The organism is Shewanella sp. KCT, assembly GCF_007636505.1.
GTDB lineage: Bacteria > Pseudomonadota > Gammaproteobacteria > Enterobacterales > Shewanellaceae > Shewanella > Shewanella halotolerans.
This window is the reverse complement of record NZ_LVDJ01000001.1, coordinates 622685-647415: the sequence shown is the minus strand read 5'-3', so window position 1 is coordinate 647415 and position 24731 is coordinate 622685. Positions and strand designations below refer to the sequence as shown.

Annotated in this window: 23 protein-coding genes and 4 tRNA genes; 12 read left to right on the top strand and 15 right to left on the bottom strand. The window is 48.7% G+C overall.

The features are described from left to right. Nucleotides 1-256 (top strand): IS200/IS605 family transposase (gene tnpA, locus AYI87_RS02850; RefSeq protein ID WP_144199381.1); only part of this gene is annotated, 256 nt, incomplete at its 5' end. A gap of 108 nt (nt 257-364) precedes the next feature. On the opposite strand, the gene AYI87_RS02845 is transcribed toward tnpA, so the two are convergent. The 6 genes from AYI87_RS02845 to punR all read right to left on the bottom strand — a co-directional run bounded on the left by AYI87_RS02845 (nt 365) and on the right by punR (nt 3748). Next, nucleotides 365-688: a TusE/DsrC/DsvC family sulfur relay protein gene (locus AYI87_RS02845; RefSeq protein ID WP_144199425.1), complete on the bottom strand. Its 324-nt coding sequence runs from the start codon at nt 686-688 to the stop codon at nt 365-367. A gap of 8 nt (nt 689-696) precedes the next feature. Then, nucleotides 697-978: a sulfurtransferase complex subunit TusB gene (gene tusB / locus AYI87_RS02840; RefSeq protein ID WP_144199379.1), complete on the bottom strand. Its 282-nt coding sequence runs from the start codon at nt 976-978 to the stop codon at nt 697-699. Then, nucleotides 978-1334, bottom strand: a complete 357-nt coding sequence (gene tusC / locus AYI87_RS02835; protein ID WP_144199377.1) for a sulfurtransferase complex subunit TusC — start codon at nt 1332-1334, stop codon at nt 978-980. The genes tusB and tusC overlap by 1 nt, the downstream gene beginning before the upstream one ends. Nucleotides 1335-1370: 36 nt before the next feature. Continuing rightward, on the bottom strand, nt 1371-1760 hold the full coding sequence (gene tusD / locus AYI87_RS02830; protein WP_144199375.1) for a sulfurtransferase complex subunit TusD: 390 nt from the start codon (nt 1758-1760) through the stop codon (nt 1371-1373). A 185-nt stretch (nt 1761-1945) separates the two neighbouring features. Continuing rightward, the gene (locus AYI87_RS02825) at nt 1946-2605 is read right to left on the bottom strand and encodes a Bax inhibitor-1/YccA family protein (RefSeq protein ID WP_144199373.1); all 660 of its coding nucleotides are present in this window, start codon (nt 2603-2605) and stop codon (nt 1946-1948) included. Nucleotides 2606-2845: 240 nt separating this feature from the next. Further along, nucleotides 2846-3748 carry a DNA-binding transcriptional activator PunR gene (punR, locus tag AYI87_RS02820; RefSeq protein ID WP_144199371.1) on the bottom strand — a complete coding sequence of 301 codons (903 nt, stop codon included), beginning with the start codon at nt 3746-3748 and terminating at the stop codon, nt 2846-2848. 131 nt (nt 3749-3879) lie between these two features. On the opposite strand from punR, the gene punC reads away from it, so the two are divergent. Continuing rightward, nucleotides 3880-5172, top strand: a complete 1293-nt coding sequence (punC, locus tag AYI87_RS02815; RefSeq protein ID WP_144199369.1) for a purine nucleoside transporter PunC — start codon at nt 3880-3882, stop codon at nt 5170-5172. 80 nt (nt 5173-5252) lie between these two features. After that, nucleotides 5253-5343: transfer RNA gene (locus AYI87_RS02810), tRNA-Ser, on the top strand. A 413-nt stretch (nt 5344-5756) separates the two neighbouring features. On the opposite strand, the gene AYI87_RS02805 is transcribed toward AYI87_RS02810, so the two are convergent. The 3 genes from AYI87_RS02805 to AYI87_RS02795 form a co-directional block, all read right to left on the bottom strand. Then, on the bottom strand, nt 5757-8939 hold the full coding sequence (locus tag AYI87_RS02805; RefSeq protein ID WP_144199367.1) for an efflux RND transporter permease subunit: 3183 nt from the start codon (nt 8937-8939) through the stop codon (nt 5757-5759). Nucleotides 8940-8945: 6 nt separating this feature from the next. Next, nucleotides 8946-10133 (bottom strand): efflux RND transporter periplasmic adaptor subunit, encoded by a 1188-nt coding sequence (locus AYI87_RS02800; RefSeq protein ID WP_144199365.1) that lies wholly within the window; start codon nt 10131-10133, stop codon nt 8946-8948. Nucleotides 10134-10779: 646 nt separating this feature from the next. Further along, nucleotides 10780-11901 (bottom strand): ecdysteroid 22-kinase family protein, encoded by a 1122-nt coding sequence (locus AYI87_RS02795; protein WP_260865055.1) that lies wholly within the window; start codon nt 11899-11901, stop codon nt 10780-10782. Nucleotides 11902-12138: 237 nt separating this feature from the next. Here AYI87_RS02795 and AYI87_RS02790 point away from each other — a divergent pair, with 237 nt between their 5' ends. Continuing rightward, nucleotides 12139-12834: an SDR family oxidoreductase gene (locus tag AYI87_RS02790; protein ID WP_144199363.1), complete on the top strand. Its 696-nt coding sequence runs from the start codon at nt 12139-12141 to the stop codon at nt 12832-12834. Nucleotides 12835-12894: 60 nt separating this feature from the next. Here AYI87_RS02790 and AYI87_RS02785 read toward each other — a convergent pair whose 3' ends face one another. Beyond that, a complete protein-coding gene (locus AYI87_RS02785; RefSeq protein ID WP_144199361.1) occupies nt 12895-13974 on the bottom strand; it encodes a hypothetical protein in 1080 nt (359 codons plus the stop codon). A gap of 121 nt (nt 13975-14095) precedes the next feature. Here AYI87_RS02785 and AYI87_RS02780 point away from each other — a divergent pair, with 121 nt between their 5' ends. The 4 genes from AYI87_RS02780 (at nt 14096) to AYI87_RS02765 (ending at nt 16967) form a co-directional block, all read left to right on the top strand. Next, nucleotides 14096-14662, top strand: a complete 567-nt coding sequence (locus tag AYI87_RS02780; protein ID WP_144199359.1) for a GNAT family N-acetyltransferase — start codon at nt 14096-14098, stop codon at nt 14660-14662. Between the two features lie 60 nt (nt 14663-14722). After that, nucleotides 14723-16054 (top strand): NAD(P)/FAD-dependent oxidoreductase, encoded by a 1332-nt coding sequence (locus AYI87_RS02775; protein WP_144199357.1) that lies wholly within the window; start codon nt 14723-14725, stop codon nt 16052-16054. A gap of 113 nt (nt 16055-16167) precedes the next feature. Then, nucleotides 16168-16443, top strand: a complete 276-nt coding sequence (locus tag AYI87_RS02770) for a hypothetical protein (protein ID WP_011865802.1) — start codon at nt 16168-16170, stop codon at nt 16441-16443. Nucleotides 16444-16634: 191 nt separating this feature from the next. Further along, nucleotides 16635-16967, top strand: a complete 333-nt coding sequence (locus AYI87_RS02765; protein WP_144199355.1) for a hypothetical protein — start codon at nt 16635-16637, stop codon at nt 16965-16967. Between the two features lie 117 nt (nt 16968-17084). On the opposite strand, the gene gap is transcribed toward AYI87_RS02765, so the two are convergent. Together gap and AYI87_RS02755 are read right to left on the bottom strand one after the other, a co-directional pair. Next, nucleotides 17085-18095, bottom strand: a complete 1011-nt coding sequence (gap, locus tag AYI87_RS02760) for a type I glyceraldehyde-3-phosphate dehydrogenase (RefSeq protein WP_144199353.1) — start codon at nt 18093-18095, stop codon at nt 17085-17087. Between the two features lie 211 nt (nt 18096-18306). Next, nucleotides 18307-19113, bottom strand: coding sequence for a DUF2989 domain-containing protein (locus tag AYI87_RS02755; RefSeq protein WP_144199351.1), 807 nt, complete (start codon nt 19111-19113; stop codon nt 18307-18309). Nucleotides 19114-19349: 236 nt separating this feature from the next. Between AYI87_RS02755 and AYI87_RS02750 the strand changes: the two genes are divergently transcribed. The 4 genes from AYI87_RS02750 to AYI87_RS02735 all read left to right on the top strand — a co-directional run bounded on the left by AYI87_RS02750 (nt 19350) and on the right by AYI87_RS02735 (nt 21329). Then, complete coding sequence (locus AYI87_RS02750) at nt 19350-20786, top strand: glyceraldehyde-3-phosphate dehydrogenase (protein ID WP_011865798.1); 1437 nt, start codon at nt 19350-19352, stop codon at nt 20784-20786. Between the two features lie 233 nt (nt 20787-21019). After that, a tRNA-Gly gene (locus AYI87_RS02745) sits at nt 21020-21095 on the top strand. Between the two features lie 35 nt (nt 21096-21130). Continuing rightward, nucleotides 21131-21204, top strand: a tRNA-Cys gene (locus AYI87_RS02740). Nucleotides 21205-21242: 38 nt separating this feature from the next. Next, nucleotides 21243-21329 (top strand) — tRNA-Leu (locus AYI87_RS02735). 755 nt (nt 21330-22084) lie between these two features. Here the strand turns inward: AYI87_RS02735 and AYI87_RS02730 are convergent. From AYI87_RS02730 to AYI87_RS02720, 3 genes are all read right to left on the bottom strand, one after another. Continuing rightward, nucleotides 22085-22690, bottom strand: a complete 606-nt coding sequence (locus tag AYI87_RS02730; RefSeq protein ID WP_144199349.1) for a hypothetical protein — start codon at nt 22688-22690, stop codon at nt 22085-22087. 262 nt (nt 22691-22952) lie between these two features. Beyond that, the gene (locus tag AYI87_RS02725) at nt 22953-23231 is read right to left on the bottom strand and encodes a hypothetical protein (protein ID WP_144199347.1); all 279 of its coding nucleotides are present in this window, start codon (nt 23229-23231) and stop codon (nt 22953-22955) included. Between the two features lie 496 nt (nt 23232-23727). Beyond that, nucleotides 23728-24564: a hypothetical protein gene (locus tag AYI87_RS02720; protein ID WP_144199345.1), complete on the bottom strand. Its 837-nt coding sequence runs from the start codon at nt 24562-24564 to the stop codon at nt 23728-23730. Nucleotides 24565-24731 lie beyond the last annotated feature (167 nt).

Here is a 24731-nt window from a genome sequence, read left to right as displayed (position 1 = left end):
TCTTGTGGTAAGAACTCCTCCAAGCTTGAGTGTTTCAGAGCTAATGGGGACTTTGAAAGGTCGTACGGCGATAAGGTTATTTAATAAATTTCCATACTTACGAAAGAAGAAGTTATGGGGTAACCATTTCTGGCAGAGAGGATATTTTGTAGATTCAGTTGGTGCCAACGAAGAGATAATTAGAAGATACGTAAAGCATCAGGATAGAAAAGCTAAAGAAGATGCAGAACGTCAGCAACAACTTGAGCTTTCATAACATCCAAAGGCACCCTTATAGGGTGCCTCAAAAGCAAAGCCACCTGCTATGCAGGTGGATTTTTACTATTTAAATATAATCAATTAGATGGTAATAACGACTTAAAGATTAGATACACTTGGCAGGCTTAGGTAGCCCAGCGATCTTAGTGGCCTGTTTCGCCGGGCCGAGGGGGAATAGGGTATAGAGATACTTGGAATTACCCTTTTCGGCGCCGAGTTTCTGGCCGATCGCCTTGACCAGCACCCGGATGGCCGGGCTTGTCTTAAATTCCATGTAGAAATCGCGTACGAAATGCACCACTTCCCAATGCGCTGGCGTTAGGGTTATCTCTTCTTCGGTGGCGATAAGTACTGCCAGTTCTTCATTCCAGTCACTGACATTTTTCAAATAGCCCTGGGGATCCGTGGGGATCTGACTATCGCCATACATAATAAAATTTACCAAGTGATCACCTTAGCGTGAGTTAATGTGTAGTGGACAAATTCAGCCTGACTAAGCTGCTTATATTGGCTTAGGCGAGTTTGTAAGCCTCTGGCGACCAGATCTTGCTTAAGCAGACAGATCTGGGTGTCTGCCAAGGCATGTTGCCATTTTTGTAGTAGCAGAGCGTTTACGCCATCGCCGAGCAACAAGAGGGTGTCTTGGGGCTTAATGTAGCGTAGGCAGGTGGCAAGGGCGTTATCTTGAGTCGCCGAGTATTGAACGATATGCAGTATCATCAGTAGACAAAGACCTCGTCGGCTTGGGTTAGCAGCTCACCTATCTCGGCTGGGGTTTTAATCTCCAGCGGGAAGGCCAGGGCTAATTCATCTAGTTGATAGTCTGCCAGGCTCTGCCGACAGGCATAGACGCACTCGATATCATACAAAGGGAGTGCCTTGAAGGCTGCCAGAAAATCTTTGGCGCCTATTACTTCAGGAGTCTGAAGCGGCAACAGATTAAGTACGCCTTCATCGACGAAGATGAGGCTGACCTCTTGCTCGAAGCTGGCGCTGAGCAGTGCAAAATCCAGTCCTTCCCGGCCCTTGGCACTGCCATGGGGGGCATGTCTGAAGATAATGGTGATCTTTTTCATCATTTTTCCAAAAAGCGAATGCTTAACATCTGGCGTTTAAAAACAGATCACGCGATCGGCTTGCTCTACACCGGTCACGAGTTCGCCTAGGCCGCCCATTTGAAAGGGGGGCTCGAGGTTCCAGTGCTGCAACTGGTTTTCAGCCGATTCGGCCGCAGATAAAACGCCACGACGCAGCGCCGCCGATACGCAGTTTACCAAGGGTACCTGATGTGTCTGTCCCAGCTGACGCCAGGCCTGGTAGAGGGCAAACTCGTCGGAGGCGGGCGATTGTAGATGATTGGTCGACAATACGCCGTCTTGATAGAAGAAGACCTTGACTACTTCATGGCCGGCATCTATAGCCGCCTTAGTAAATTGCAGCGCCTGATAGCTGCTACCCTGGCCGTAACCAGCCTGATTGACTTGAATGATGAGCTTACTCATTAACCCTAACTTAATATTGCGCCGTAAGCGCTCGGCTTTGAGCCGCTATTCTATCTGTTTTTTAAATCGATCCCAAATGCCAGGTGGATACGCTGGCAGTTTGCCACAAGTAAAAGGCCAATTAGTCACAGAAAAGGGTATAAAAAAGCCCGCCGATGAGGGCGGGCTTTCTAAGCGTAGCTTGCTTAATCGTCGCTACCTGCACCCAGCAGGTGCAAAATAGAGATAAACAGGTTGAGGAAGTCCAAGTACAGTGACACGGTGGCGCGTATGTAGTTGGTCTCACCGCCATTGACGATGCGGCTGGTGTCGAACAGGATAAAGCCTGTCATCAACAGGGCGATACCCGCGTTGAGGGCCATGAACACCGCGCCGCTACCGATGAAGATGTTGGCGATGCCGGCAACGATGGCAATGACCAGGCCAGCCAGCAGGAAGCCACGCATGAAAGAGAAGTCTTTCTTAGTGGTGATGGCATAGCCGCTCAGGGTAACGAACACCACTGCGGTTAGGCCTAAGGCCTGCATGATCAGCTGAGGACCGTTGGTCATGCCCGCATAATGGTTAAGCATGTAGCCTAAAGATGCACCTTCCATTCCGGTAAAGGCAAATACCCAGAACAGACCCGCGGCCGACTCGGCTTTTCTCAGGGTGACAAACAACAAAATGAAACCACCGATCGACAGACCGATAGACATGAGAGGACTGATTTGCAACACCATTGCCAATCCTGCACAGAGCGCAGAAAAGCCCAGTGTCATCGAGAGCAGCAGATAGGTATTTTTAAGCAGCTTATTCACTTCTTGTGTCGAAGCATGGCTTGCATATAGTGTTTCTTGCGTCATCTTTATCTCCAGTGACTATCACTAACTTGATGGTTTATTTGAGTCAAATCGGTCGCAAGAGTTCCATTTCATGAACCGGATTTAACTTGTTTTGCAAGGCTATTATCATAACCGAGCCAAAGGGAGGGCGAAAGCCCATCTGCTCGATAAGTGGTTAATTAAGCCAGGTAAATTTAACGCGTTCAGTTTAGAGCGCGTAACTAAACATAACTAACTTAAACGTGACTGATTTAAAGAGATTTAGTTAAACCAGTCTCGCTGCAGTTTTTCGCTATCGCCGAGATAATCCAACACCCAGGCCATGGCGGGGGACATGTTGGCGTCGTTCCAGGCCAGGCAACAGGGGCTTGGTGCCTTGGGACGCTCCAACTCTTTCTCTATCAGCGCGCCGGCCTGCACAAAAGGGGTCGCGAAGTGCTTGGGCATGTAACCTATGCCCAGGCCTTCGCGGAAACAGTTGATGGCGCGGATCCAGTCTGGCACGACTAAACGGCGCTGATTATCTAACAGCCAAGTCATGCGTTTTGGGATCTCGCGAGAGGTGTCTTCCAAGCAGATAGAGGGGTAGCTACGTAGCTCATCATCAAGCAGCGGCCTATCTATGGCCGCCAGTGGATGATGCCTACTTACCAGGAAGGTCCATTCGATATCGCCCATATCCTTAAAGCGATAATCACCGCCTACTGGAATCGCGGTGGTGGCACCGATGGCGATATCGCTGCGGCCAGTGGCGATCGCCTCCCAGACGCCGTTAAAGACCTCGATGCGTATGATCAGCTCGACATTGTCGAAATGGCGATAGAAATCGGCGATCAGATTACTGATCTTGTCGGCGCGCACTATGTTATCTAGGGCTATCGAGAGTGTGGGTTGCCAGCCGTTGGCCACACGTTTGGTGTCTTCCTTTAGCGATGCCAAGTGGGTAAGCATGGAGCGCACCTGCTTGACGAAATGTTCGCCTGCCGGGGTGAGGCTCACGCTTCTGTGGTGGCGCTCAAACAACACGACCCCCAAATCTTCCTCAACCTGCTTCACGGCATAACTCACGGCAGAGGGCACCTTGTGTAACTTGTTGGCCGCCGCGGTAAAACTGCCGACTCGGGCCACCATATCAATTAATTGCATCGACTGTTCTGAAAGCATCTCGAATTTGCTCCTAAATTTGCCGTGAGAATATTTGAAGGCTGTAAGCAAAAATAAACGTTTCACAAGCAATTGGCAAGTCAATAGACTCACCGACTTCTTTGGTTAGTTAAAGTGAATCTTCTAATTTTATGAATAAAATCGCTAATTTTTCTTTTCTTATCTATCTAGCGCTACTCAGTATGTTGGGCTTTATTGCGACTGACATGTATTTGCCTGCTTTCAAAGCAATTGAAACAAGTTTAGATGCCAGTGCCTCTCAGGTTGCCAGCTCGCTGACTTTCTTCCTCGCTGGTCTGGCCTTGGGGCAGCTCTTGTATGGCCCCTTGGTACAGGCCGTAGGTAAACGTCTGAGTCTGGTATTGGGTCTTGTTCTGTTCGGCGCAGCCAGTTTGGTGATTGCCAATAGCGACTCTATCGCCATGTTTAATGTGGCGCGCTTCTTCCAAGCCTTGGGCGCCTGTAGCGCCTCGGTGATCTGGCAGGCGATAGTGATCGATCGTTATAAGGCCAGCGAGGCGCAGCAGGTATTTAGTAACATCATGCCGCTCGTGGCCCTGTCGCCGGCCTTAGCGCCTATCCTGGGCGCCTATCTGCTGGAGTGGCAGCAGTGGCACTGCATCTTCTTCATCCTGGGCGGCTTAAGCTTGCTGCTTATCCTAGCGACCCTTGCCTGGGTCGATAGCAAGGAAAGCTTCAATAGTAAAGCCGACGATGCAAGTAGCCAGCAAGGCTGTATAGACACACAAGTTCGAAAGAGTGTGCGCGTGAGCTATTTGGCCATGCTGTCCAGTCCCAGATTTCTAGGCAACGTGCTGATATTTGGCGCCTGCTCCGCGGCATTTTTTTCTTACCTAACCCTCTGGCCGATAGTGATGGAGCACCATGGGTATGAGGCTAAGGCGATCGGCCTGAGTTTTATTCCGCAGACCGTGATGTTTATTCTCGGGGGCTATCTGAGCAAGTTGTTTATTCGTCGCTTAGGCGCCGAGGTGACGCTTACTTGGGTGTTGTTGCTATTCGGCGCTTGTGTTGCCGGTATCGCCCTAGTCACCCTGTGTTATCCATCGAGCACTATCTGGCCTCTGCTCAGTATCTTCTCTGTGATGGCGGCGGCCAATGGTGCCTGTTATCCCATAGTGGTTAACTCGGCGCTGCAGGTGTTCAAGCAGGCATCGGCCAAGGCGGCGGGATTACAAAACTTCCTGCAGATCAGTATCGCCTTTGGCGCATCCTCACTTGTGGCGTTATGGGCCAGTAGCGGCGAGAAGGCGATTGGTGTTGGGATAGTCGTCAGCGCCATAGGCGTGCTAATCGGTTACCAGGTGAGGGGCTACGATAGCTGGCGAGCCGTGTTCGGCGCCATCTCTACCCCAGATCCGGCTAAAATTGCGCTGCATCAGGAGGAAGATTCGACAAAGTGAGCGTAAGTTCGCCAAATGCGCCTTTTCGTTATATTTTCCCTTTACAAGTGAAATAGGGCGCTATATTATTCGCGGCGTTCGGAGAGATGGCAGAGTGGTCGAATGCACCGGTCTTGAAAACCGGCACGGGTTTATAGCCCGTCTAGGGTTCAAATCCCTATCTCTCCGCCACATTAAGAAAAAAGGCTTCCAGAAATGGAAGCCTTTTTTCGTTCTGACTGGTGATCACTTGAATTCTGGTAATAGGAATTATTTGAACCCAGGGTTCCTAATGTTTAGATCTGGCTATCTCTTCACTACACTAACAAAGCCGCTAACAAGCGGGCTTTGTGCTATCTAGCATAAAGGAAATGAGCAATAACCGGGTTTCTAACGCTAATGCCTTTCAACAGAGTGTCCGGCTATCTTTCCTCCACATTAAGAAAAAAGGCTTCCAGATATGGAAGGCATTTTTCGTTTCTTTTCTCATATGAAATGGCTATCTGAATAATGTTGCCAGAAGCCTTCTGGCGCTGGAGAAGATCTTGATGGTAAAAAAGCCCGCTGTTACGCGGGCTTTTTCTGTTTCAGCGAGTGGTATTCGACTACTGCTCTGAAATCACAGTCTGGTTCACCTTAACGCCGGTAATTCGGTTGTATATCCAACTAAACGCAGACTTGGTATCTTCGATCGCGACATAGAGACATGGAATGAGTACCAGAGTCACTATGGTGGCGAACAGTACGCCGAAGGCGAGCGATACCGCCATAGGGATCACCATCTGCGCCTGCATGCTGGTTTCGCTCATGATGGGCACCAGGCCAATAAAGGTGGTCAGTGAGGTGAGCAGGATCGCCCTGAAACGACGACAACCTGCCTCAATCACGGCAACCTTCATGCTGATACCGGCCAGTCGGGCACGGTTGATGTAATCCACCATCACCAAGGAGTCGTTCACCACAACCCCGGCGGCGGCGATGATGCCAAAGAGGGAGAGGGCGCTTAGGTCTATCCCAAGTAGCATGTGGCCAAGCACTGAGCCAATGATGCCAAAGGGGATCACTGACATGATCATCATGGGCTGCACATAGGACTTAAGGGGCACGGCTAACAGGCTGTAGATCACCAGCAGCGAGATGATGAAGTTACGCATCTGGGTATTGGCGCTGTCGATCTGCTCCTGAATGTTACCTGAGACTTCACTCTTCACTCTTGGGTATTGACGCAGCAGCTCGGGGATAAAGTTATCGCGAATGTCCTGGGCTAGCTTAAATGGCTCAGCCTGTGACGCGTCCACCGAGGCCCATACATTGATGGTGCGGTTGCCGTTTTCACGTCTGATCCCGCTGACCCCTTGCGTCACCTGGATCTCCGCGACCTCGGAGAGCGGGATCTCTGCGCCCTGTGGCGTGAGGATCATCACCTCGGTCACATGGGCGATAGAGTTACGTTGCTCCTCGGGATAGCGCAGCATCACCTTGATCTCCTCGCCGTTGCGTAAAATACGCTGGGCCTCGAGACCGTAGAAGCTGGCGCTGACCTGAGAGGCGACATCGGCAAGGGTAAGGCCGACGCTGTTGGCCAGCGGCTTGAGGCTAAATTGCACCTCTTTGGCGCTGGACTGGCGGCTGTCGTTGACATCGCCAACACCCTGCAGGCTGTTAAGCTTCGCCTTGAGCGCCTTCGCCGCGGCAATGAGTTGAGCCTCGTCTTTGCCTTCGAGACGGAAGCTGATGTCGCCATCGTCACGGCCGCCACCGAAGAGGTTATCCTGAATATTGAAGGACTTCACCCCTGGGATCTGCGGCATGGCCGAACGCCAGCGCTCAGCGAGGGCAAAGGTATCTATAGGCCTTAGCTCTGGGGTCACTAGCTTGGTCATCACCTGGGCACGGGTTCTGCCTTGAAGATCGACTTGCATGTCGGCGATCATTCGTTGGCCAAACTCCTGTTCCAGCTGATCATCGACCTTATGCAGCGCTGCTTCGATCGCCAATGCGGCAGACAGGGTCGCTTGTTCTGATGAGTCCAGGTTCATCTCAACGCTGATGCGCGGGAAATCATGGGGGATCTTAGGTTGTCCCACGTAGCGTAGGATCCCGCCGGAATAGAGGCCGGCGCAGACCAAAATTAAGGAGATGAACAGGGCAATGATCATGTATCTGTATTTCACCGACAGTGTCAGTGAGGGTTTGTACAGGCGATAGATCACAAACTGCAATCCATTGTCCACCTTATCCTGTAGATAGTTCACCCCGGTACGCAGCAGGTTGATGGGATTTTTCGAGCCCGGCTTAACCTGGGTTTTATGTTTCATCTTGGCCAAGTGCGCCGGTAGGATGAGCTTAGACTCCACCAGCGAGAATAGCAGACACAAGATCACCACATAGCCAATAGACTGACCGAAGGCAGATGAGGGACCATCGTCCATGGTGATGGGCAGGAAGGCGGCAATGGTGGTCAACACGCCGAAGGTGGCGGGCATGGCTACTTTTTTCACGCCGCGGATCACATTGTCAATGCTCTGGCCTTTCTCTTCGCACTCGGTATGGGCGCTCTCGCCCATGACGATGGCATCGTCGACCACTATCCCCAGCACCAGAATGAAGGCAAATAGGCTGATCACGTTGATGGTGACATCTATCATGGCGGTCGGCATCAGCAGCAGAGTGCCTAAGAAGCAGACCGGTAGCCCCATCATCACCCAAAAGGCCAGGCGAACACGCAGGAAGAGGGCCAGCATGATAAACACCAAGATGGCGCCGCTCTTCATGCTGTCGAGCATCAGATCCAGACGGCCCTGCAAGTAATAGGTCATATCGACCCAGGTCTCCAGGTTCAATCCCTGGGGCAGTGAGGCCTGTTTATCTTCGACGTATTGGTTCACTACTTTAGCCACATCCGTCATGCTCTGATCGTTTGATGCGCCCACGAAGAAAGTTACCGAGTTCTTACCGTTAAACTTGGAATATTGAATCCCCTCTTCGAAACCGTCGACCACATTGGCTACATCGCCAAGCAGCAACTTGGTGCCATCTTCTAGGGTGATCAGTGGCAGATTCTCAAACTCGTAGCCGACATAGGCTTGGTTTTGCACCCTAAGGCTGATGTAACCGTTTTCGGCCTTGATTTGGCCGGCCGACATGTTGCGCGAATAACCGCGAACCGCCTTGGCGACATCGTTGAAGGAGAGGTTGTATTCGCGCAGCTTATCCTTGCTGACCTCGATGGACATCTCATAGTCCAGTCCGCCATAGAACTCTGTAATGTTCACCAACGGCAGCTGCATCAACTCATCGTGGATCTTCTCGCCGAACTCTTTGAGTTGCTTGGGTGGCAGGTCGCCATAGAGGCTGATATAAAACACCTCCTGTCGATTTTTGATGCGCTCAACCCTTGGTCGCTCCATGCCATCGGGGAAACTCGAGATAGAATCGATCTCAGATTTAATCTCATCTAAGACCACCTGAGGGTCGTAGGAGTCTTCGATACGAAAATAGCCCGATGCGGAGTTACGGTTAGAATAGGTGATAACACGCTTCAGGCCTTGCACCCGCTCCAGGGCTTCCTCTACCTTAATGGTGATCCCTTCCTCTACCTCTTGGGGCGCGGCGCCGGGATAGAAGGCACTGAACTCGACCCAGTTGGTCTCAGTTTGTGGAAAAAACTGTTTGCGTATCGTGCTGGCGGTGAGTAGGCCACCGATAATGATGATGATCATCAGCAGGTTTGCCGCCACGCTATTGCGGGCAAACCAGGCGATCATGCCTTTATTTGGATCTGGCATTCGCCCTTACTCCTTGTCTTCCATGGCCAGTTGATCGGCGACGGCTTCATCTTGTGTCGGCGTTTGCTTGTCTTCGGCCAGGGCGAGTTTCATCCCTTCGATGGGGTAATCTAGCGCCGAGGTGATGAGGCGCATGCCATCATCTAACCCGTCTCCGATAACTACCTGGGTGCCTTGCTGACGCAGAATATCTACTGATTTAAATGCGAGGGTGTTTTCAGGCGTCATGATGGCGACCTTGTCGTTAACCACCAGGTGTCTGGCGATGGTGGTGACATCCTGGGCCTGTGAGCCGTGGATCTGCGCCGTGATATAGCTGCCATATCTCAGCGGCTGCTTGTTGTCCTTGAGTCCATAGGGATCGATCACCTCGGCCACCAAATAGGTCATGCGGCTACGATTGTCGATAACCCCTTCGCTGCGTACTATCTGACCTTTCCAGGCGGTGGTCTCACCGGCAAAGTTTCCCTTGACCATCACCTGGGCTCCCAGGCCCTTGTTGTCGAGATAACGTATCTCCTTATCGGGGAGGGGAAGACGGATCTCGGCTTTTTCAGTGCTGAGCAGCTTACCCACTTGGGTACCGGCGGAGACGTATGAGCCCAAACCTATATGGCGGCTCTCGATCAAGGCATCATAGGGCGCCTTGATCACAGTGCGTTCAAGATTGCGGGTCGCGCGCTTAAGGCCCGCTTCAGATGAATTGAGGCGGGCGACTTCTTGAGCCAGCTGGGGTTTACGCAGGCTGAGCTCGGTAGGGGTGCCGTTTTCGATTCGTTTCCACTCTTCGGCGGCCACCTTGCCATAGGCTTTTTCTTGTACCAGAGTTGCCTTTGCACTGGCGACCGTGGCCTTGGCATCGATAAGCGCGGCCTCGTAATCGCTGGGATCTATCTTTGCCAGTATCTGGCCTTTCTTCACGAAGCCACCGCGAACGAAAGCATCGCTTAGGTAGACGATCTCGCCGGTGACCTGAGACACCAGGTCGGTCTCATACTTGGCATTGACGATACCGTAGGAGTTCACGGTAAAGGTCATGGGCTCCTTGTCGATAATCTCGACTGCCACGACGGGCGTATTGTCAACGACAGGTTTTTCTTCTGGTGGTTTTTTCATCGATGCTAGTACGGCAAAGGTGCCGCCCCCGAGCACTAGCACGGCGATGGGCAATACGAACTGTTTTACGGTAGCCACAAACACTTCCTCTTGTTGGAGCTAAGATAATAAATTTATTAATAAAAACGCTTTTATACTTAGGCGAAAGATTTTTTGCAGGATAAATGTTATCGAAATGGGTAATTTGTTAAAGCGCTTAAATGTAAACAGGTATGTAATTAGCCCTGTATGAGGTGCTGGCGATTTGCGCCTGAGGCCAAAATGTACCAGAACAAGGCCGCGAGAAAGGTAAAAGATTAGGCAAGATTGAGCCGAAAGACACAGGCAAAAGAAAGAGAGTGTGATGCCGCGTTATTGGCTAACTTAGATAGCACATTTGGGTACTCACCCGTTTGCGTATATCGAGCACTCTCTTAGTATGATTGTAGCCCTTTTGGTGTAATTTGCCCGCTGTTTTCGGGCCTTTTGGGGCCTTTGGGGAGTCAGTAATTCTGGGCTAGTTTTGGTGTGTGGAGGCCCTTGCTGAAGCTGCTCAACATCGCCTCAATGGCTCTACTAATTGTCTTAAATCAGTCGTCTTAAATAAGTCGCCTTAAATCAGTCGCCTTAAAGCAATAAACTTATACGCCAATCATAGACGATGGGCTCAAGCAATGGACTTAGCCAATGCACTCAAGCAAAGAACTTAGACAATAGGCTTAAACAATGGACTTAGCTACCGTACTTAGCCGAGCGCCTTTAGTGCTCTCTGAGTCATATGGTGGCTAAAGCCGTTGCGCTTATGATGCTCTGGCTGCCAGCCAGCAAGAAAGCGCTCAAAGTCGGCCCAGGCGAAGGGGAGTAGATCATGCCACTCAGTTACCAAAGCCTCAATTTGCTCCGTTGGCCAACGGCCAGAAAGTTGCTGTTTGAGGGTCTTAAAGTAGTGGCTACAGGTTGCATCATAAATAGTCACCAACTGAGCCTCGTCCAGGCAGCTACCCAGCAGATAGATAAGGTCTTTTACGCCAATGCCGGCGCCGACATATTGAAAATCTACCGCCGCCACACCGTCAACGCCTAAGGTCTCTATCTCTTTGTGAAAGCAGAAGTTGGCGACCTTAGCATCGCCGTGCACTAAGGTTTGAAACCTGGCGTGATTGAGTCTAGCGTCGATCGCCTCTGCGGCGCGTTTCAAAGGCAAATCCGCCATAATTTCAAGCTCATCGGGCCGGGTTGCCAGGTGCCAGTAGGTGCCGATTGGCCAAAGGCCAACGCACGGCGCTGCATTTTGAAATTCCTTTTCTGACGGATGGTCTTTTGTTGAAGCTTCATAGGCAAATTCATTGGCAAGTTCATAGCCAAGTTCATCGGCAAATAATGCATGAAAACGCGCCAGCCATTCTATGCATGCGTAAAGCTCGGCCTGGGTCAGGTTGAAGCGGCGTTGATCGAACCCTTGAGCGTCGAGGTCACTCATAATGAGCAATATCTCTTGGGTCTCAGTATCTTGCTCAGCCGCAAGAAGTTGGGGGAGGTTAACCACGCCCTGACAACGACGAGCGAAGTCTCGATACCAATTGAGCTCTACCTGATAAGAGCGCATCTTGCGTTGATGAGAGATCTCTGTGTCCCATTGGTGGGGATGGCTGCTCTGTGTTGGCGGCGCGATATGCTTAACAATGACAGTTTGCGAAGCAGGCTTGTTAATTAGATCATCACAGGAGCTGTCATGCGGTCTTTCAGGCAGGTAATGCAGCATAAAGCGTGCTATCTCGCCATAGCCACTCCAAAGGGTCTGCAGTTTGCCCAGCTTTATGACTTTTTCGCATGAGAGTGTTTCGCAAAGCAGTTGCTCAATATTCAAGATAGAGGATTCCTAGCTAGTCACTGACAGGGCGTGCTGACATGACATAGGTTGTCATCAAATTGTCCCTATTGTCGCAGACAATAAAAACCGATGAAAGGCGGCTTGTCGTCTTGCAGGTTTAGCCGCTTGCATATCCAGCGGTTATAGACGCGCAGAAGATGGGTAAAACAGGCAAAATATCGAACCTTAGGTTATGATTCTTGTTGTTAACTAACGATGATGTAGGGAGTTGTTATGACAAAGCATGTGGTGATCACAGGGGCAAATCGCGGGATAGGCTTAGGCTTTGTCAGGCATTATCTGGCTAAAGGCGATAGAGTGAGTGCCTGTTGTCGGCAGCCCGCTCAGGCAAGTGCCTTGATTCAACTGGCAGAGATCCATGCCAAGCTCAATATTATTCAGCTGGACGTCACAGATGATGCCTCTGTGCACGCCTTGCCTCAGCATCTTAATGATGCGGCCATCGATATCTTGATCAATAACGCCGGATACTATGGCCCTAAGGGGATAGGTTTTGGTCAGCTAAGGGCGGCAGAGTGGCAGAAGGTGCTTGCGGTTAATACAATTGCGCCCATCATGGTGACCCAGAGCTGTTATCCCATGTTGCAAAAGGCAACTAACGCCAAGGTCATCTGTATCTCCTCAAAGATGGGGAGCATAGCGGATAACCAAAGTGGTGGCAGCTATCTCTATCGCTCATCTAAGGCGGGACTCAACGCGGCGCTTAAGAGCCTGGCTATCGACTTGAGCAGCGAGGAGATCTACTGCCTGGCATTTCATCCAGGTTGGGTACAGACAGACATGGGCGGCCCCAACGCGCTGATCACGGTAAATGAGGCGGTAGAGCAGATGGCTAGATGTATCGATAACCTGGACGCAACTCAATCAGGACAGTTTTTAAACTTCGATGGCCAACCGATCCCCTGGTAGGGTTAAGCAACCTGATAACAGGCTTGGCGCTATGATTAACACCCAAGCTCAGTCTTTAGCCTATTTGGCCGGAAAAGCCGGTGAAATACATTTTCTTACGGTAAAGCGATAACGGTATTTTGCCGTACTGTCTGGCACCACCTCGAGAATTTCATAGTCGTTGAGTTCGACCACGTTGGCGTTCTCACTCTTTTCACAACGAGAGCGGCTATCGGCCTCGAGACGGTAGGCGAACTCGGCGATTAACTCGCGGATCTCACCCTGATAGGCGTGACGTAGCGAGGCGTATTCTTTCGCTAACGATGCATCGCTCTCTGCTTGGCGAGTTTGTTGTTCATCTGACTTTTCTTGGGCAGTTTCGGTGTTTGATAACGCTTCATCCTTCTCTGGCGCTTCAACCCCGGGTTGCCCCTTTATTTCTAAATTAGCGGCCACCTCATCTGTGTTTTCTGCTGGCTGCTTGTCGTGACCTTTGTTCGACTCGCCCTTGACCGATTCCTCAATGGTTTTTAAATCGCTCAGCGCAGATTCCACTTTCTCCTCCACATCACCGATAAGCAAGATCAAATGGTAGAGCAAGACCGAGGAGAGTACGAACCTCACCATCAGGGTGGTGAAACGGTAGTGACTGTTGCCGGCAAGGGAAAATAGCTTGATACCAATGGGTTTTAAAACCAGGGCTATCATGAGATAGAAAGGCATTAACAGCTGGACAAACAATAGTCCGATGGCGCTAATGCCCAGGATCCAGGCGGGCAGAAGCAGCAAGATGGCAAAGTTATGAGTGTAATTAAAGTGCGTTGCCGGTACGCCCACTACCTCGTTAACAATGGCCCCAGCCATTGCCAGGGCATAGTTCGCCACGATAGCGTAGAAGAGCAGTAACACTGCCTTACCGGCGAGCGAATGCCAGACACGCTCAAACAGAGGCCAAAACTCCAGGGTGAGGGCAATTGTGGTAATGATGGCCACTAAGCCTAAATGCTCGCTCATCAGCAGCAGCGCAGCCAGCAGGTAGAGTCTTTGTGGCAGAGTGAGACGTTGCCACACATTCTTGAGGCCCTGGTTGAATCTTTGTGGTATCGAAGTGATCCGGTTGAGTTTGTCTTCCAGCGCAGGTTTTGAGAAATCTATATTCACCCAATGACTCCATTATGATTTGGGATTGTTCAAGAAATATCCGCTTAATCGCATCCTTACTTCATTCGAGGTTTTTTATGTTACCTTGAGGTTAATTTAAGGTAAACAAGCGAGTAAAGCGATGACTAGCCAAGTAGAGATAAACCCCTTAGCGCAGGAAGATTTTGAGCGAGTCATCGCCCTCGGTAATCTGGTTCATGGCGATGGCTATCTCGACGAGCAGATGCTTAGTGAGATGCAGGATAAGGCTTTTAAATCTGGCCTCAATGCAAACTTTGTTGCCTACTTAGAAGGTGAGTTAGTCGGCTTTCGGCTGACCTACGCGCCGGGCAATTGGACGCTGGATCGCTGGTGCTCGCCAGCGCTATGGCCTGTTGCACCCGAACATTGCTGTTATTTTAAATGTAATACGGTCGCCGAAGAGGCGAGGGGACTTGGCATAGGTAAAGCCCTGCTTGAAAGCTCAGTTGAAACCTGTAAGGCCCAAGGCGCCTTGGCTGGGGTTAGCCATCTCTGGAAACAGAGCCCAGATAACTCAGCAGTAGGGTACTTTACCAAGGCTGGAGGCAAGCTTATCAAGGAACATCCTGAGCGCTGGAACAATAACCCAGATCATCCCGACTATGTCTGCGTGCTGTGTGGCAGCGAATGTCATTGCGTCGCCTGCGAGATGATCCTGATTTTCTAGGTTAGGGAATTAACCAGCCATAACCTTACACGTCATCACTTTCTAAAAGCCATAAATAATATGTCCTACGATCCTTTACTCAATGACTTTCCCGATGGTCAGCCCTGGCCAGACTCTTACTGGGCGACGACCGTCTCTCGTCCTGCACGCTTGCCAGCTCTCACTGGCCGGGTGCAAACCGATGTTGCCATCGTCGGGGGAGGCTTTACTGGTTTGCTGACTGCCTATTATCTTGCCAGCGAGTTTAATATTGAGGCAAGGGTGTTAGAGGCGAATCAGATTGGCTTTGGCGCCAGCGGCCGCAATGCGGGTTTCGTGCTCAAAGGCTGTGGTCGCATGGGTTACAGCCAGATGGCCAAGAAGTGGGGCATGGAGACCACCAAAGGGATCTATGGTGAGTTTTCGGGCGCAGTGCGCCGGGTCGAGCAGTTGATTGAACAGCACGAGATTGCCTGCGATCCTCAGCCCAAGGGCTATCTGAAGATTGCGCACAACGCCAAGGCCTATAGCACATTAAAAGGAGCTGCAGATTTCATCGCCGAACATCTTGGTGATGACGCTCAGTTTCTCACGCCCAGTGAGCTTAAAGAGAGCTACATGGACAACCATCAAGCCTATGGTGCGCTGCGCCTCAACGATGGCTTCGGCGTCAATCCCCTAAAACTCTGTTTGGGCTATAAGCACGTGGTGCAATCCCTTGGCGTACCCCTGCATGAAGAGAGCTGCGTGCGGCAGTGGTTAAGAGAGGGACCTCAACACAGACTCATAACCGATAAGGGAGAGCTGATCGCAAAGCGGGTAGTCAGTGCCGGTAACGCCTATACACCTAAGCGTTTTAATCAAGCGGTTGATAATCGCTACCTGCCCATACTGAGCAACATCATAGTGACTGCGCCTCTCACTGAGGCGCAGCTTGAGGCGACAGGCCTTAAGACGCATCAGGTGGTGATGGATACCCGTAGGCTCAAATACTACTACAGACTGCTTAGCGACAATCGTTTGCTGTTTGGGGGGCGCGGCGCAATAAGCGGCGCCGATGCGAGCGATCCCCGTTATGGAGAGCGATTAATGAGCGCCATGACAGATTGCTTCCCGGCACTAACCGATATAACGGTCGATCACAACTGGACCGGATGGATCGCCGCAGCATTAGATGATATGCCACACGTTTTTAGCCAGGGAGATATGGGTTATAGTCTGGGCTATTGCGGCTCAGGCGTCGCCTTCTCGGCACAGGCCGCCTATCGGCTGGCCCAGCATATTGCCGGTGAGCGCTTGCCCGAACTTCCCCTTTACCAATCACCACTGCCTAAGTTTCCCTTCGCGCGACTGCGACGCTTAGGACAAAGTGCCTATTATCAATATGCTTGGCTCAGGGACAGGTACAGTTAGGGCTTAATTTTTGATACCATAGCTCAACCACACGCAAAGCCGATGAGATGTTCTATAATTTTCTACTGTCGTTTTTTAAACAGGTTAGAACTCATCGATAAAGGTTACCCGCTATGAAACATGTTGTAGATAAGATGCTCGATAAACATCAGAAACTGGTGCATTCAGAGGGCGTGAAAATTTTATCCCATACCCAGAGAGAGATTGATGAATGGGTGCAACATACGGTAACCATAGAAGGCTGCGATGCCCCCTTTAAGTTTCGCCGCACCAAGAAGTACCGCAGCCTACAGGGACACAAGGTAAATATGACCTATTACCCTGAGACAGAAACCGTTGCGGGCTTCGATTTCGAAGTGATGAAAGTGGTGCGTATCAAACGTTTCTAGCTTGATGCTATGTGCATAGTACAATTCGAGACGATAGTGAACGGTTGCTGGCTAGGTTAGGCAGATCTAGTTAAAGTTTTGGCATCAGAACTGATTTAAAAGCTGATTAATCCATTTCGGGTAAGCCGCTGTTCAGTTTATAGCCAATATAATAGTGAAACGAAATAAGCGTTAGGCTTAAGAGGTTCACTATGCAAGCAAATGCCACCCCAAGACTCCAAGCACAACTCAAACATATTCCAGCGGCGCAGGCCAGCGCATTGCACGCTGCCAATAGCCGGGCCTATTTTATCAAGCGCCTTATTCAGAGCGATTGCCAGAGGGTCACAGATTGCCTGGCGGAGCATTACTTCTTACCCGGCGCTATCGGTGTTAAGCAGCTCCTTTCCTATAAGAGTCGATTACTCGAACTCTATCGCTATGTGCTGTCGGCTGATCTTAGCAGTGCAGAGACAGACATTCTACTCGGGTATCTTTCGCAGGGGATAGCGAGCCTGGATGATGCCATGACGCGTACTGTATAGCGCGATTAAAATCACACTAAGCCATACGACGAAACAGAAAAAGAAGTTGAAAGACTGACACAAAAAAGGAGCCATTTAGGCTCCTTTTTTATGAATGTAACTCAAATATAACTTTGCTTACTTAGCAGTCATCAGCGCAACTGCGTTGTCTAGCATACGGTTACTGAAGCCCCATTCGTTGTCGTACCATGCCATCACTTTAACCAGGCGACCATTTACACGGGTCTGTGTCGCGTCGAAGTTAGAAGAGAATGGGTTGTGGTTGAAGTCGATAGAAACCAGAGGCTCTTTGTTTACCGACAGCACTTCACTCATAGGTGCAACGCTTGCGGCTTTCTCGATGATGGCGTTGATCTCTTCAACAGTGGTGTCGCGCGCGGCAACGAAAGAGAGATCTACCAGAGATACGTTTACTGTAGGTACACGTACCGCCATACCGTCGAACTTACCAGCCAGCTCAGGTACCACAAGACCAACGGCTGCAGCAGCACCAGTCTTAGTTGGGATCATAGACATAGCGGCGGCACGTGCACGGCGTAGGTCTGTGTGATAAACGTCAGATAGACGTTGATCGTTAGTGTACGCGTGGATAGTGGTCATCAGACCCGATTCGATACCAATCTCGTCGTTCAGCGGTTTAGCGAAAGGCGCCAGACAGTTAGTGGTACAAGAAGCGTTAGAGATCACTGTCATGTCAGAGGTGATCACATCGTTGTTTACGCCGTAAACAACAGTCGCGTCAACGTTCTTACCCGGTGCAGAGATGATCACTTTCTTCGCGCCAGCGTTTAGGTGTGGCTGAACCGCTTCTTTAGAAGTGAAGATACCGGTACATTCGAAGACCACGTCAACTTCAAGCTCGGCCCAAGGCAGTTTAGCTGGGTCACGCTCAGAGAAAGTTTGGATCTTGTCTTCGTTGACGTAGATAGCTTCGTCGTCGTGCTCAACTTTGGCGTTGAAGCGACCGTGTACAGAGTCGTACTTAGTCAGGTGAGCGTTGATTGAAGCATCACCCAGGTCGTTGATGGCAACGATTTGGATGGGGTACTGCTTTTCGCTTTCATAAAGTGCGCGAAGTACGTTTCTACCGATACGGCCATAGCCGTTAATTGCTACGCGGATAGTCATCTCATATCCCTCAGGTAAATGTATAAAAATATCTGGTAGTAAAATTACCAAATTGACAGCTATCGTCAAGTGATATCGGGTTTTATTGGCTAGTTAGCTTAACAAATTTGCTGTTTTCTTTACAAAGATCAGATTTTTTACAAAAACCGGCTCGATTTCTGTAAAAAAAATACTAGTGGCAAACATTTTGCCAGTAAGGAGAATGGCTCAATTAAGACGAGGTATTTAACTGAGCGCGGATCTCACTAGAAGCGTAGTCACCGTTTTTCAGATGTTCCACTAAGGTATCGGCTTGTTCATCTAAAAATTGCGACAGTTGCCGGTTGCCATTGATTAAGGCGTTCATTTTGGCATCGGATGCCGTGTTGCGCGTCATCAATACGTTGGCTTTTGAGAAGAGATAGGTTTTTTCCAGATCGTTTTGCTGGTGGTAGATGCTGGCAAGGCCTAATAGCCAGTCCGGATTAAAGCTGTCCGGATCGGCACTGTCTAACAGCTGTAGATAGAGCGCCTTGGCCTTGTCGAGATCCGACTTCTGGTAATAAGAGGCGAGACTGGCCAGGATCTCGAGATCATTTATGGTGCCTGCCTGTTGTGCCTTTATTACGCGAGACAGAGCCGCCTGGTCATTGAGGCGGATCCAGTGATAGTAGGAGAGATAGAGATCCGGGTTGTCTTTGGTCGTATCTCTCAGCTGTGCCAAGTTTTGGGCGCTGATGCCGAAGGCTCGCACTCGGTCGTTGGTGCGTTCGGGGTGCATGATGTGCTGCACACCGGCGGCCAGTTCGATGCATTTGCTGTAATTTTCAAGATTGATTAGATGCTGATAGATCTGCTTGCCGGTGGGCGAGGGGGTGTTTTTAAGGGTGTAACGCTTCTGGATCAGGTCGGCTCGCTCATATCGACACCAGCTATCACGATGTAAATCGTCGCAAAGCTCAGGATTATTTTTACAAATCGTGGCGGTATTAGCAGCATTATCACAGCCAAACAGGCTGAAAAGCGCCAAAAGAGACATAATTGGTGTAATGATTACAAAATTTAATCTCAAAAGCGTGTCTCCTTAGGATTTTATCTAATAAAATTACACGGTTAGAGAAAATATCTTACTAGATCGCAGGCTCACTTTTCATTACAATGGCGCCGACCAATAACAGGATTGACGTCCGATAATAATAGAGTATTGGTCTTTTCTTTTTGTTACTCAATCATTTCTACAATAAATGTAGTAAAAGTGAGATAAAGGATCTGTAAATGACCGCTGATAAACACCTACAAAGCTGGCAAGAACGTTTCGAAATGGCGGAGGCGATGCAGCCTCTACTTGGTAAGTTATATCGTAACCAAGGTGTAGAAGTCGTTCTATACGGTAAGCCACTTCTTAATGCTTCCACTATCGAGATCATTAAGTCACACCGTTTAGTGCGTCGTCATGTGGGTGACAAACTCAGATTACGCGAAAGTTTCCCGTTTGTTGAGGCACTTAGCAAACTAGCGGTGAAGCAATGTAAAGTTGATATCGGTAAATTAGCGGTTAACTACTGGCGCGAACATAAGGATGCGAGCCAGATCGAAGCCTACATGTCACAAGAGCTGGCTTCGGCAATCGATCATGAAGACAACCAAGAAGCACGCGATGTAGTGCTATACGGTTTCGGCCGTATCGGTCGTCTGCTTGCGCGTCTGCTGATCGAAAGAACGGGTGTGAGCAACAAGCTGCGTCTTCGCGCTATCGTTCTGCGCGGCGGCCGTAAGGGCGATCTAGAGAAGCGCGCCAGCCTGCTGCGTCGCGACTCGGTACACGGTCCATTCAACGGCTCTGTCGAGGTAGATGAAGAGAACAACGCTATCATCGCCAATGGCACCTATATTCAGGTGATCTACGCCAACTCTCCAGATGAAGTGGATTACACTCGTTATGGCATCAACAATGCGCTGGTGGTCGATAACACTGGTATCTGGAAAGATGAAGACGGTCTGGGACTACACTTAAGATGTAACGGCGCCTCTAAGGTGCTGCTGACTGCACCGGCCAAGGGCGCAATTAAGAACATCGTTTACGGCGTTAACGAAAACGATATCCTGGATGAAGACACTATCGTTTCGGCGGCAAGTTGTACGACTAACGCCATTACGCCAGTACTGAAGGCGGTCAACGACAAGTATGGCATCGTTAACGGTCACGTTGAAACGATTCACTCATATACCAACGATCAAAACCTGATCGATAACTACCACAAAGCGGATCGCCGTGGTCGCAGTGCGCCGCTAAACATGGTTATCACCGAAACTGGTGCGGCCAAGGCTGTTGCTAAGGCGCTGCCTGTGCTTGCGGGTAAGCTAACCGGTAATGCGATTCGCGTACCTACACCAAACGTGTCTATGGCGATCATCAGTCTGAACCTAAATGGCGAAACCAGCAAAGAAGATATGAACGAGTACCTACGTAATGTTGCCCTTTGTTCTGAGCTACAGAACCAGGTTGACTTCACCGAGTCTACAGAGATCGTCTCTTCTGATCTGGTTGGTTCTCGCTACGCGGGCGTTGTCGATTCACAGGCGACCATCGCCGAGGGTAACCGCGCCATTCTTTATGTTTGGTACGATAACGAGTTCGGTTATAGCTGCCAGGTTGTTGGCGTAATGCAGAAGATGCTGGGTCTAAACTACCAGTCTCTACCTGCTGCTTAAGCGTAAACGCTAGATAAATCTAAACGCCTCGGTAAGTACCGGGGCGTTTTTTTATCCATAAGAAGTTGAATATGCTTAACAAAGAGTCACAAAGGTGATTAATGCAGCAGTTGATGCAACAAACCCTGTTTAAGCCCTAAATAGACGTTGACACTTTTAGGTAAATCGGTAGAATTCCTTTCCGCAGTCAGGGGAAAGCTCGATAGGGCACTTGGCTGGCAAGCGTTTCAGATGCGACATTAGCTCAGTTGGTAGAGCGATACCTTGCCAAGGTATAGGTCATCGGTTCGAACCCGATATGTCGCTCCAAACTTACGGTAACACCGTAAACCGCTTCAGATAAAGGCGCGATGGCAGAATGGCTATGCTGCGGATTGCAAATCCGTCGATCTCGGTTCGACTCCGGGTCGCGCCTCCACTTTTCGTTTTAACGTAAATCACGATAAAACACACTAGGCCCGAGTGGTGGAATCGGTAGACACAAGGGATTTAAAATCCCTCGCTGGTAACAGCGTGACGGTTCAAGTCCGTCCTCGGGTACCATTCAACTTAATGAATTAAGCGTCGACTGGTTTCCAGTCAGAATATTTTCGGAAGATAATTTTCGAACAGTACGGCTATTATTGGACATTGTCCAGCTTGACACCTCCTCGCCTTCTGTAATAGTAAGCAGTTTGTCCAACTGACTTGAGTCCAGAGATCGCCTGCTTTACCGCCAGTGTGCATTTGATGTCGGATATGACCTTGGCTTTTAGTCGTGGAAGACAATATCCAACCCTGGCTCAATAGTTTCCTTGCCGTATTCCTGTCTCTTGCCTATCGGCTGATAAAACCATCCCCTAACCACTTGCAGCCGTGCTTTATACATACAACGAAAGTGGAACTCACTCTAGGCTGGGGTAAGGACTTAGCCAGTTCAATTGTAGCATGTAGCAGCGGCGACCAGAGTTTGTTCTGCTCGGTGCCTGTTTGCCTTGGCCAATGAAAATACCGTTTTCAAGCAATTGTGAAGTACTCATTGACAATATAATCGCCTTGTCATGCACAGCATAAATATGACAATTCCATGGCTACTTTAATTACTGCTGAGGCATGACTAAATAGAGATTCATTTTCAACGTCTGTAATGATTGTTACTGTGAATAACTAGCTTGTGTATATCGCTATTTAATGGAGTGTTGATAATTATATTTACGCCATTGTTTATAATTTTAGGGTTTGGCCCGTGTATACAGACTTAATTAAACATCAGTTACAAGAAACGCAGGAACGCGATAGCATCTCGTTCCTGTCAATAGTTACTGTTCCGTAATTGTAGTAGGAGTTTCGCTCACAATCTCAATAGACTGTTGCATAAACGAATTAAAAAGGTAGGCAGATTTTAAGGTTTCTTCGGCAAGTTTCGATAGTTTTTGGTCGATAAAAAAGCTGTGCACTTTTTCAACCAATCGTGCCAATAAGATCCCACCCGAAAACGTTGCCAGTCCGTCTATGAAACCATTCATAAAACCAAAAACGATTGCCATTACGAATCCGGTGGCCAGGGTGATAAAGACGGGCTGTGCCTTTGAAGCCATGTGTTTTGCCAATTTTGCGTTGTCGAAAAGGCAAAATCGTCCGGTGTCGACGTTAATGTAGCCTACACAGCCGCTATAGTCTTGGTTTGTGCCTTTAAACAGTATTAGCCTATGCCCTTCACGTGCCTCAACTTCATCATCATAGAGCTTTACCTTTGTTTCTGTGCCATCCAGGCATTTGAGCCAAAATTCATGAATGGTGGTTGTTACAGATTGAACTTTTACGGGGTCGAGACGAGTGCAGCGACCGGTGGTGTACACATCGGTTTCGGAGTGCTTTGTGCCGCTAAGCATAGTACCTTCGATGGCCTTGACTGCGAGTTCCATATTCACCTCAAAGATTTACAGCAGTGATGGAGGGGAGGCTGCCCCAAAATCGGCTGCATGTATCTTATAAGCAGGAAGAGTTCACTTCGTCGAACCCAAGTCAAAAAGGTCTATTGCAGAGCAGTTTGTGCCTTTACATGCATTAGCCCAAAATCAATCTTGCAACGCCACCCAAGAATCAGTTAACTGTCAGATCAGGTCTAAGCTAATACAAGTAAAAGGAAATATGATGCACGACTGGATTCTGATTAAACGGAATGAATTAACTTCCCTGACTTTCTGCCTTCCTGATTACTTCATTGTTGAATACTATTGTTCCCTTATACCCCCAGTACATTGAGAGTGCATAGAGTATAAATGCTATAGGGCTTGCGACAATAGTTATAGCAAGCACCAAGATTAGGATAAAATTTATAATTCCAAATACAACACTACCAGCATACATCTGTCCAGCACCTGGTATCAAAAAGCCGAGTACTAAAGATGTGGTTGGATTTTTCATTTCATTTTGCAACTTGGCTAGTTTAATTGCATCATTCATATGTTACTCTCCTTGCTCACTATTCAATCTAGTTTGTTTTAAGTTTTATGTAGATAAACATTGGCTTTAAATTTGCGGCAGTCTCTAGTTAAATGTTTGCGCTTTTTCTATTTAATCAATCGCAAACGCTTCAATTAATCTGAATCCTTAATTAACTAAGTATTAAGCTATGTGACTTCGTGATATACCAGAGGCTCGATTATACGTTTTGCGTAAATTGATCCTTGCGGCAATCTTCTTACTCATACTCAGTGAATACTTTAATATTTTATCAGTATATGAAAGATACGTATTTTTACAGTTCTTACGTAATCATGTTTTATATAGTTACGCTTTTAGCAAGATTATATTTCACTGTGATACTATTTATCGCTATTGTCCTAGTTAGAGTTATGAGAGTTATCACTTTTTTTCGCTGTGAACTGTTTATCCAGAAAAGCCTCAAACCTTTGCATGAGGCGATTCTTTGCTAGCATTACTGTCCTCTTTGCAGGGTTTAGTTAGCCGATGCTGAAAACTTGGGGGATGTATTGTAGCGAGGAAGTAGGGTTATTAAGAAAAACATTGAGAATGAAATGACTAGCATAGGCAATCCAAATTCTACGGATTTCATTATTTGTTTGATAACACTTTTATTTGTAACACCAAATTCTCGGCCGACATTAGCAAGATCCGAAATCGAGTTAAATAACTGATAGAGAGGGATAAGAATTGTAATAAGGCAGATAGCGCAGAGAGTTTTGCTTATAAAACGTGGGGCGCCAATTGCTAAACTGACAAACGAAGCCAGCATGAATATTACTTGTAGTGTAATGCTGTCAATCAACTCGAAGTAGCTAGTAGATACACCGATGCCGAGGTTAACCGCAGGCAGCAACATTGAAACAAACAAGCATGTTAGCGTAAACAGCGCAAACTTGTTGTGAACCGATACTCCAGAAGTTCCATTCAAAGGGGTCATTTCAACAAACTTTAATGCCTCTTTTGCTTTAGATAGATTGATAGCTTGCAAATTTGCTTTGGCTTTGCCAGTTGCCATGGATGCTAGCTCTTTGGCTCGATCCAAGTTTTCTTCATTGATATTGCTTTTGACTTTTTTATAGATGTGATTGGCTGTATTTTTAGCAGTAAAAAGGTGCTCGTCGATAGGGGCGGATTGCCTGAGTATATAAACTGACTCTACCTTTCCTTCTACAAGATCAAAGTCAACATTATCGCCAATTCGTGGAAAAAGTTCAGATTTTATCTCAGAAAGTGGAACCTCGAATTTGTCTGTATTCTCTGAACGAATTAATGCGAATTTACCCGTTATATTAAGTATCTTTCCTTGCATAAAACTTCCCTCATCAGTTTTGCGTTTCATCTGAGTAGGTTATAAATTCATGTTGGCGTTGAAAAGATACGTTTTTCCAGTAAAAATACGTAAAAGATAACAGAATCAGTATGCTAGTGATCTGTGTATTGATATGTAAGGATTTGGGGGTAGGCCTAGCCAAAAGG

What these genes read in the sequence shown, in the direction of transcription:
- AYI87_RS02765 (WP_144199355.1), top strand. Translation starts at nt 16,635, where the DNA reads ATGCAAGCAAATGCCACCCCAAGACTCCAAGCACAACTCAAACATATT.
- tusC (WP_144199377.1), bottom strand. Translation starts at nt 1,334, where the DNA reads ATGAAAAAGATCACCATTATCTTCAGACATGCCCCCCATGGCAGTGCC.
- AYI87_RS02770 (WP_011865802.1), top strand. Translation starts at nt 16,168, where the DNA reads ATGAAACATGTTGTAGATAAGATGCTCGATAAACATCAGAAACTGGTG.
- tusB (WP_144199379.1), bottom strand. Translation starts at nt 978, where the DNA reads ATGATACTGCATATCGTTCAATACTCGGCGACTCAAGATAACGCCCTT.
- AYI87_RS02755 (WP_144199351.1), bottom strand. Translation starts at nt 19,113, where the DNA reads ATGTCTCTTTTGGCGCTTTTCAGCCTGTTTGGCTGTGATAATGCTGCT.
- AYI87_RS02725 (WP_144199347.1), bottom strand. Translation starts at nt 23,231, where the DNA reads ATGAATGATGCAATTAAACTAGCCAAGTTGCAAAATGAAATGAAAAAT.
- AYI87_RS02750 (WP_011865798.1), top strand. Translation starts at nt 19,350, where the DNA reads ATGACCGCTGATAAACACCTACAAAGCTGGCAAGAACGTTTCGAAATG.
- AYI87_RS02790 (WP_144199363.1), top strand. Translation starts at nt 12,139, where the DNA reads ATGACAAAGCATGTGGTGATCACAGGGGCAAATCGCGGGATAGGCTTA.
- AYI87_RS02730 (WP_144199349.1), bottom strand. Translation starts at nt 22,690, where the DNA reads ATGGAACTCGCAGTCAAGGCCATCGAAGGTACTATGCTTAGCGGCACA.
- AYI87_RS02825 (WP_144199373.1), bottom strand. Translation starts at nt 2,605, where the DNA reads ATGACGCAAGAAACACTATATGCAAGCCATGCTTCGACACAAGAAGTG.
- AYI87_RS02805 (WP_144199367.1), bottom strand. Translation starts at nt 8,939, where the DNA reads ATGCCAGATCCAAATAAAGGCATGATCGCCTGGTTTGCCCGCAATAGC.
- AYI87_RS02775 (WP_144199357.1), top strand. Translation starts at nt 14,723, where the DNA reads ATGTCCTACGATCCTTTACTCAATGACTTTCCCGATGGTCAGCCCTGG.
- punC (WP_144199369.1), top strand. Translation starts at nt 3,880, where the DNA reads ATGAATAAAATCGCTAATTTTTCTTTTCTTATCTATCTAGCGCTACTC.
- punR (WP_144199371.1), bottom strand. Translation starts at nt 3,748, where the DNA reads ATGCTTTCAGAACAGTCGATGCAATTAATTGATATGGTGGCCCGAGTC.
- gap (WP_144199353.1), bottom strand. Translation starts at nt 18,095, where the DNA reads ATGACTATCCGCGTAGCAATTAACGGCTATGGCCGTATCGGTAGAAAC.
- AYI87_RS02780 (WP_144199359.1), top strand. Translation starts at nt 14,096, where the DNA reads ATGACTAGCCAAGTAGAGATAAACCCCTTAGCGCAGGAAGATTTTGAG.
- AYI87_RS02845 (WP_144199425.1), bottom strand. Translation starts at nt 688, where the DNA reads ATGTATGGCGATAGTCAGATCCCCACGGATCCCCAGGGCTATTTGAAA.
- AYI87_RS02720 (WP_144199345.1), bottom strand. Translation starts at nt 24,564, where the DNA reads ATGCAAGGAAAGATACTTAATATAACGGGTAAATTCGCATTAATTCGT.
- tusD (WP_144199375.1), bottom strand. Translation starts at nt 1,760, where the DNA reads ATGAGTAAGCTCATCATTCAAGTCAATCAGGCTGGTTACGGCCAGGGT.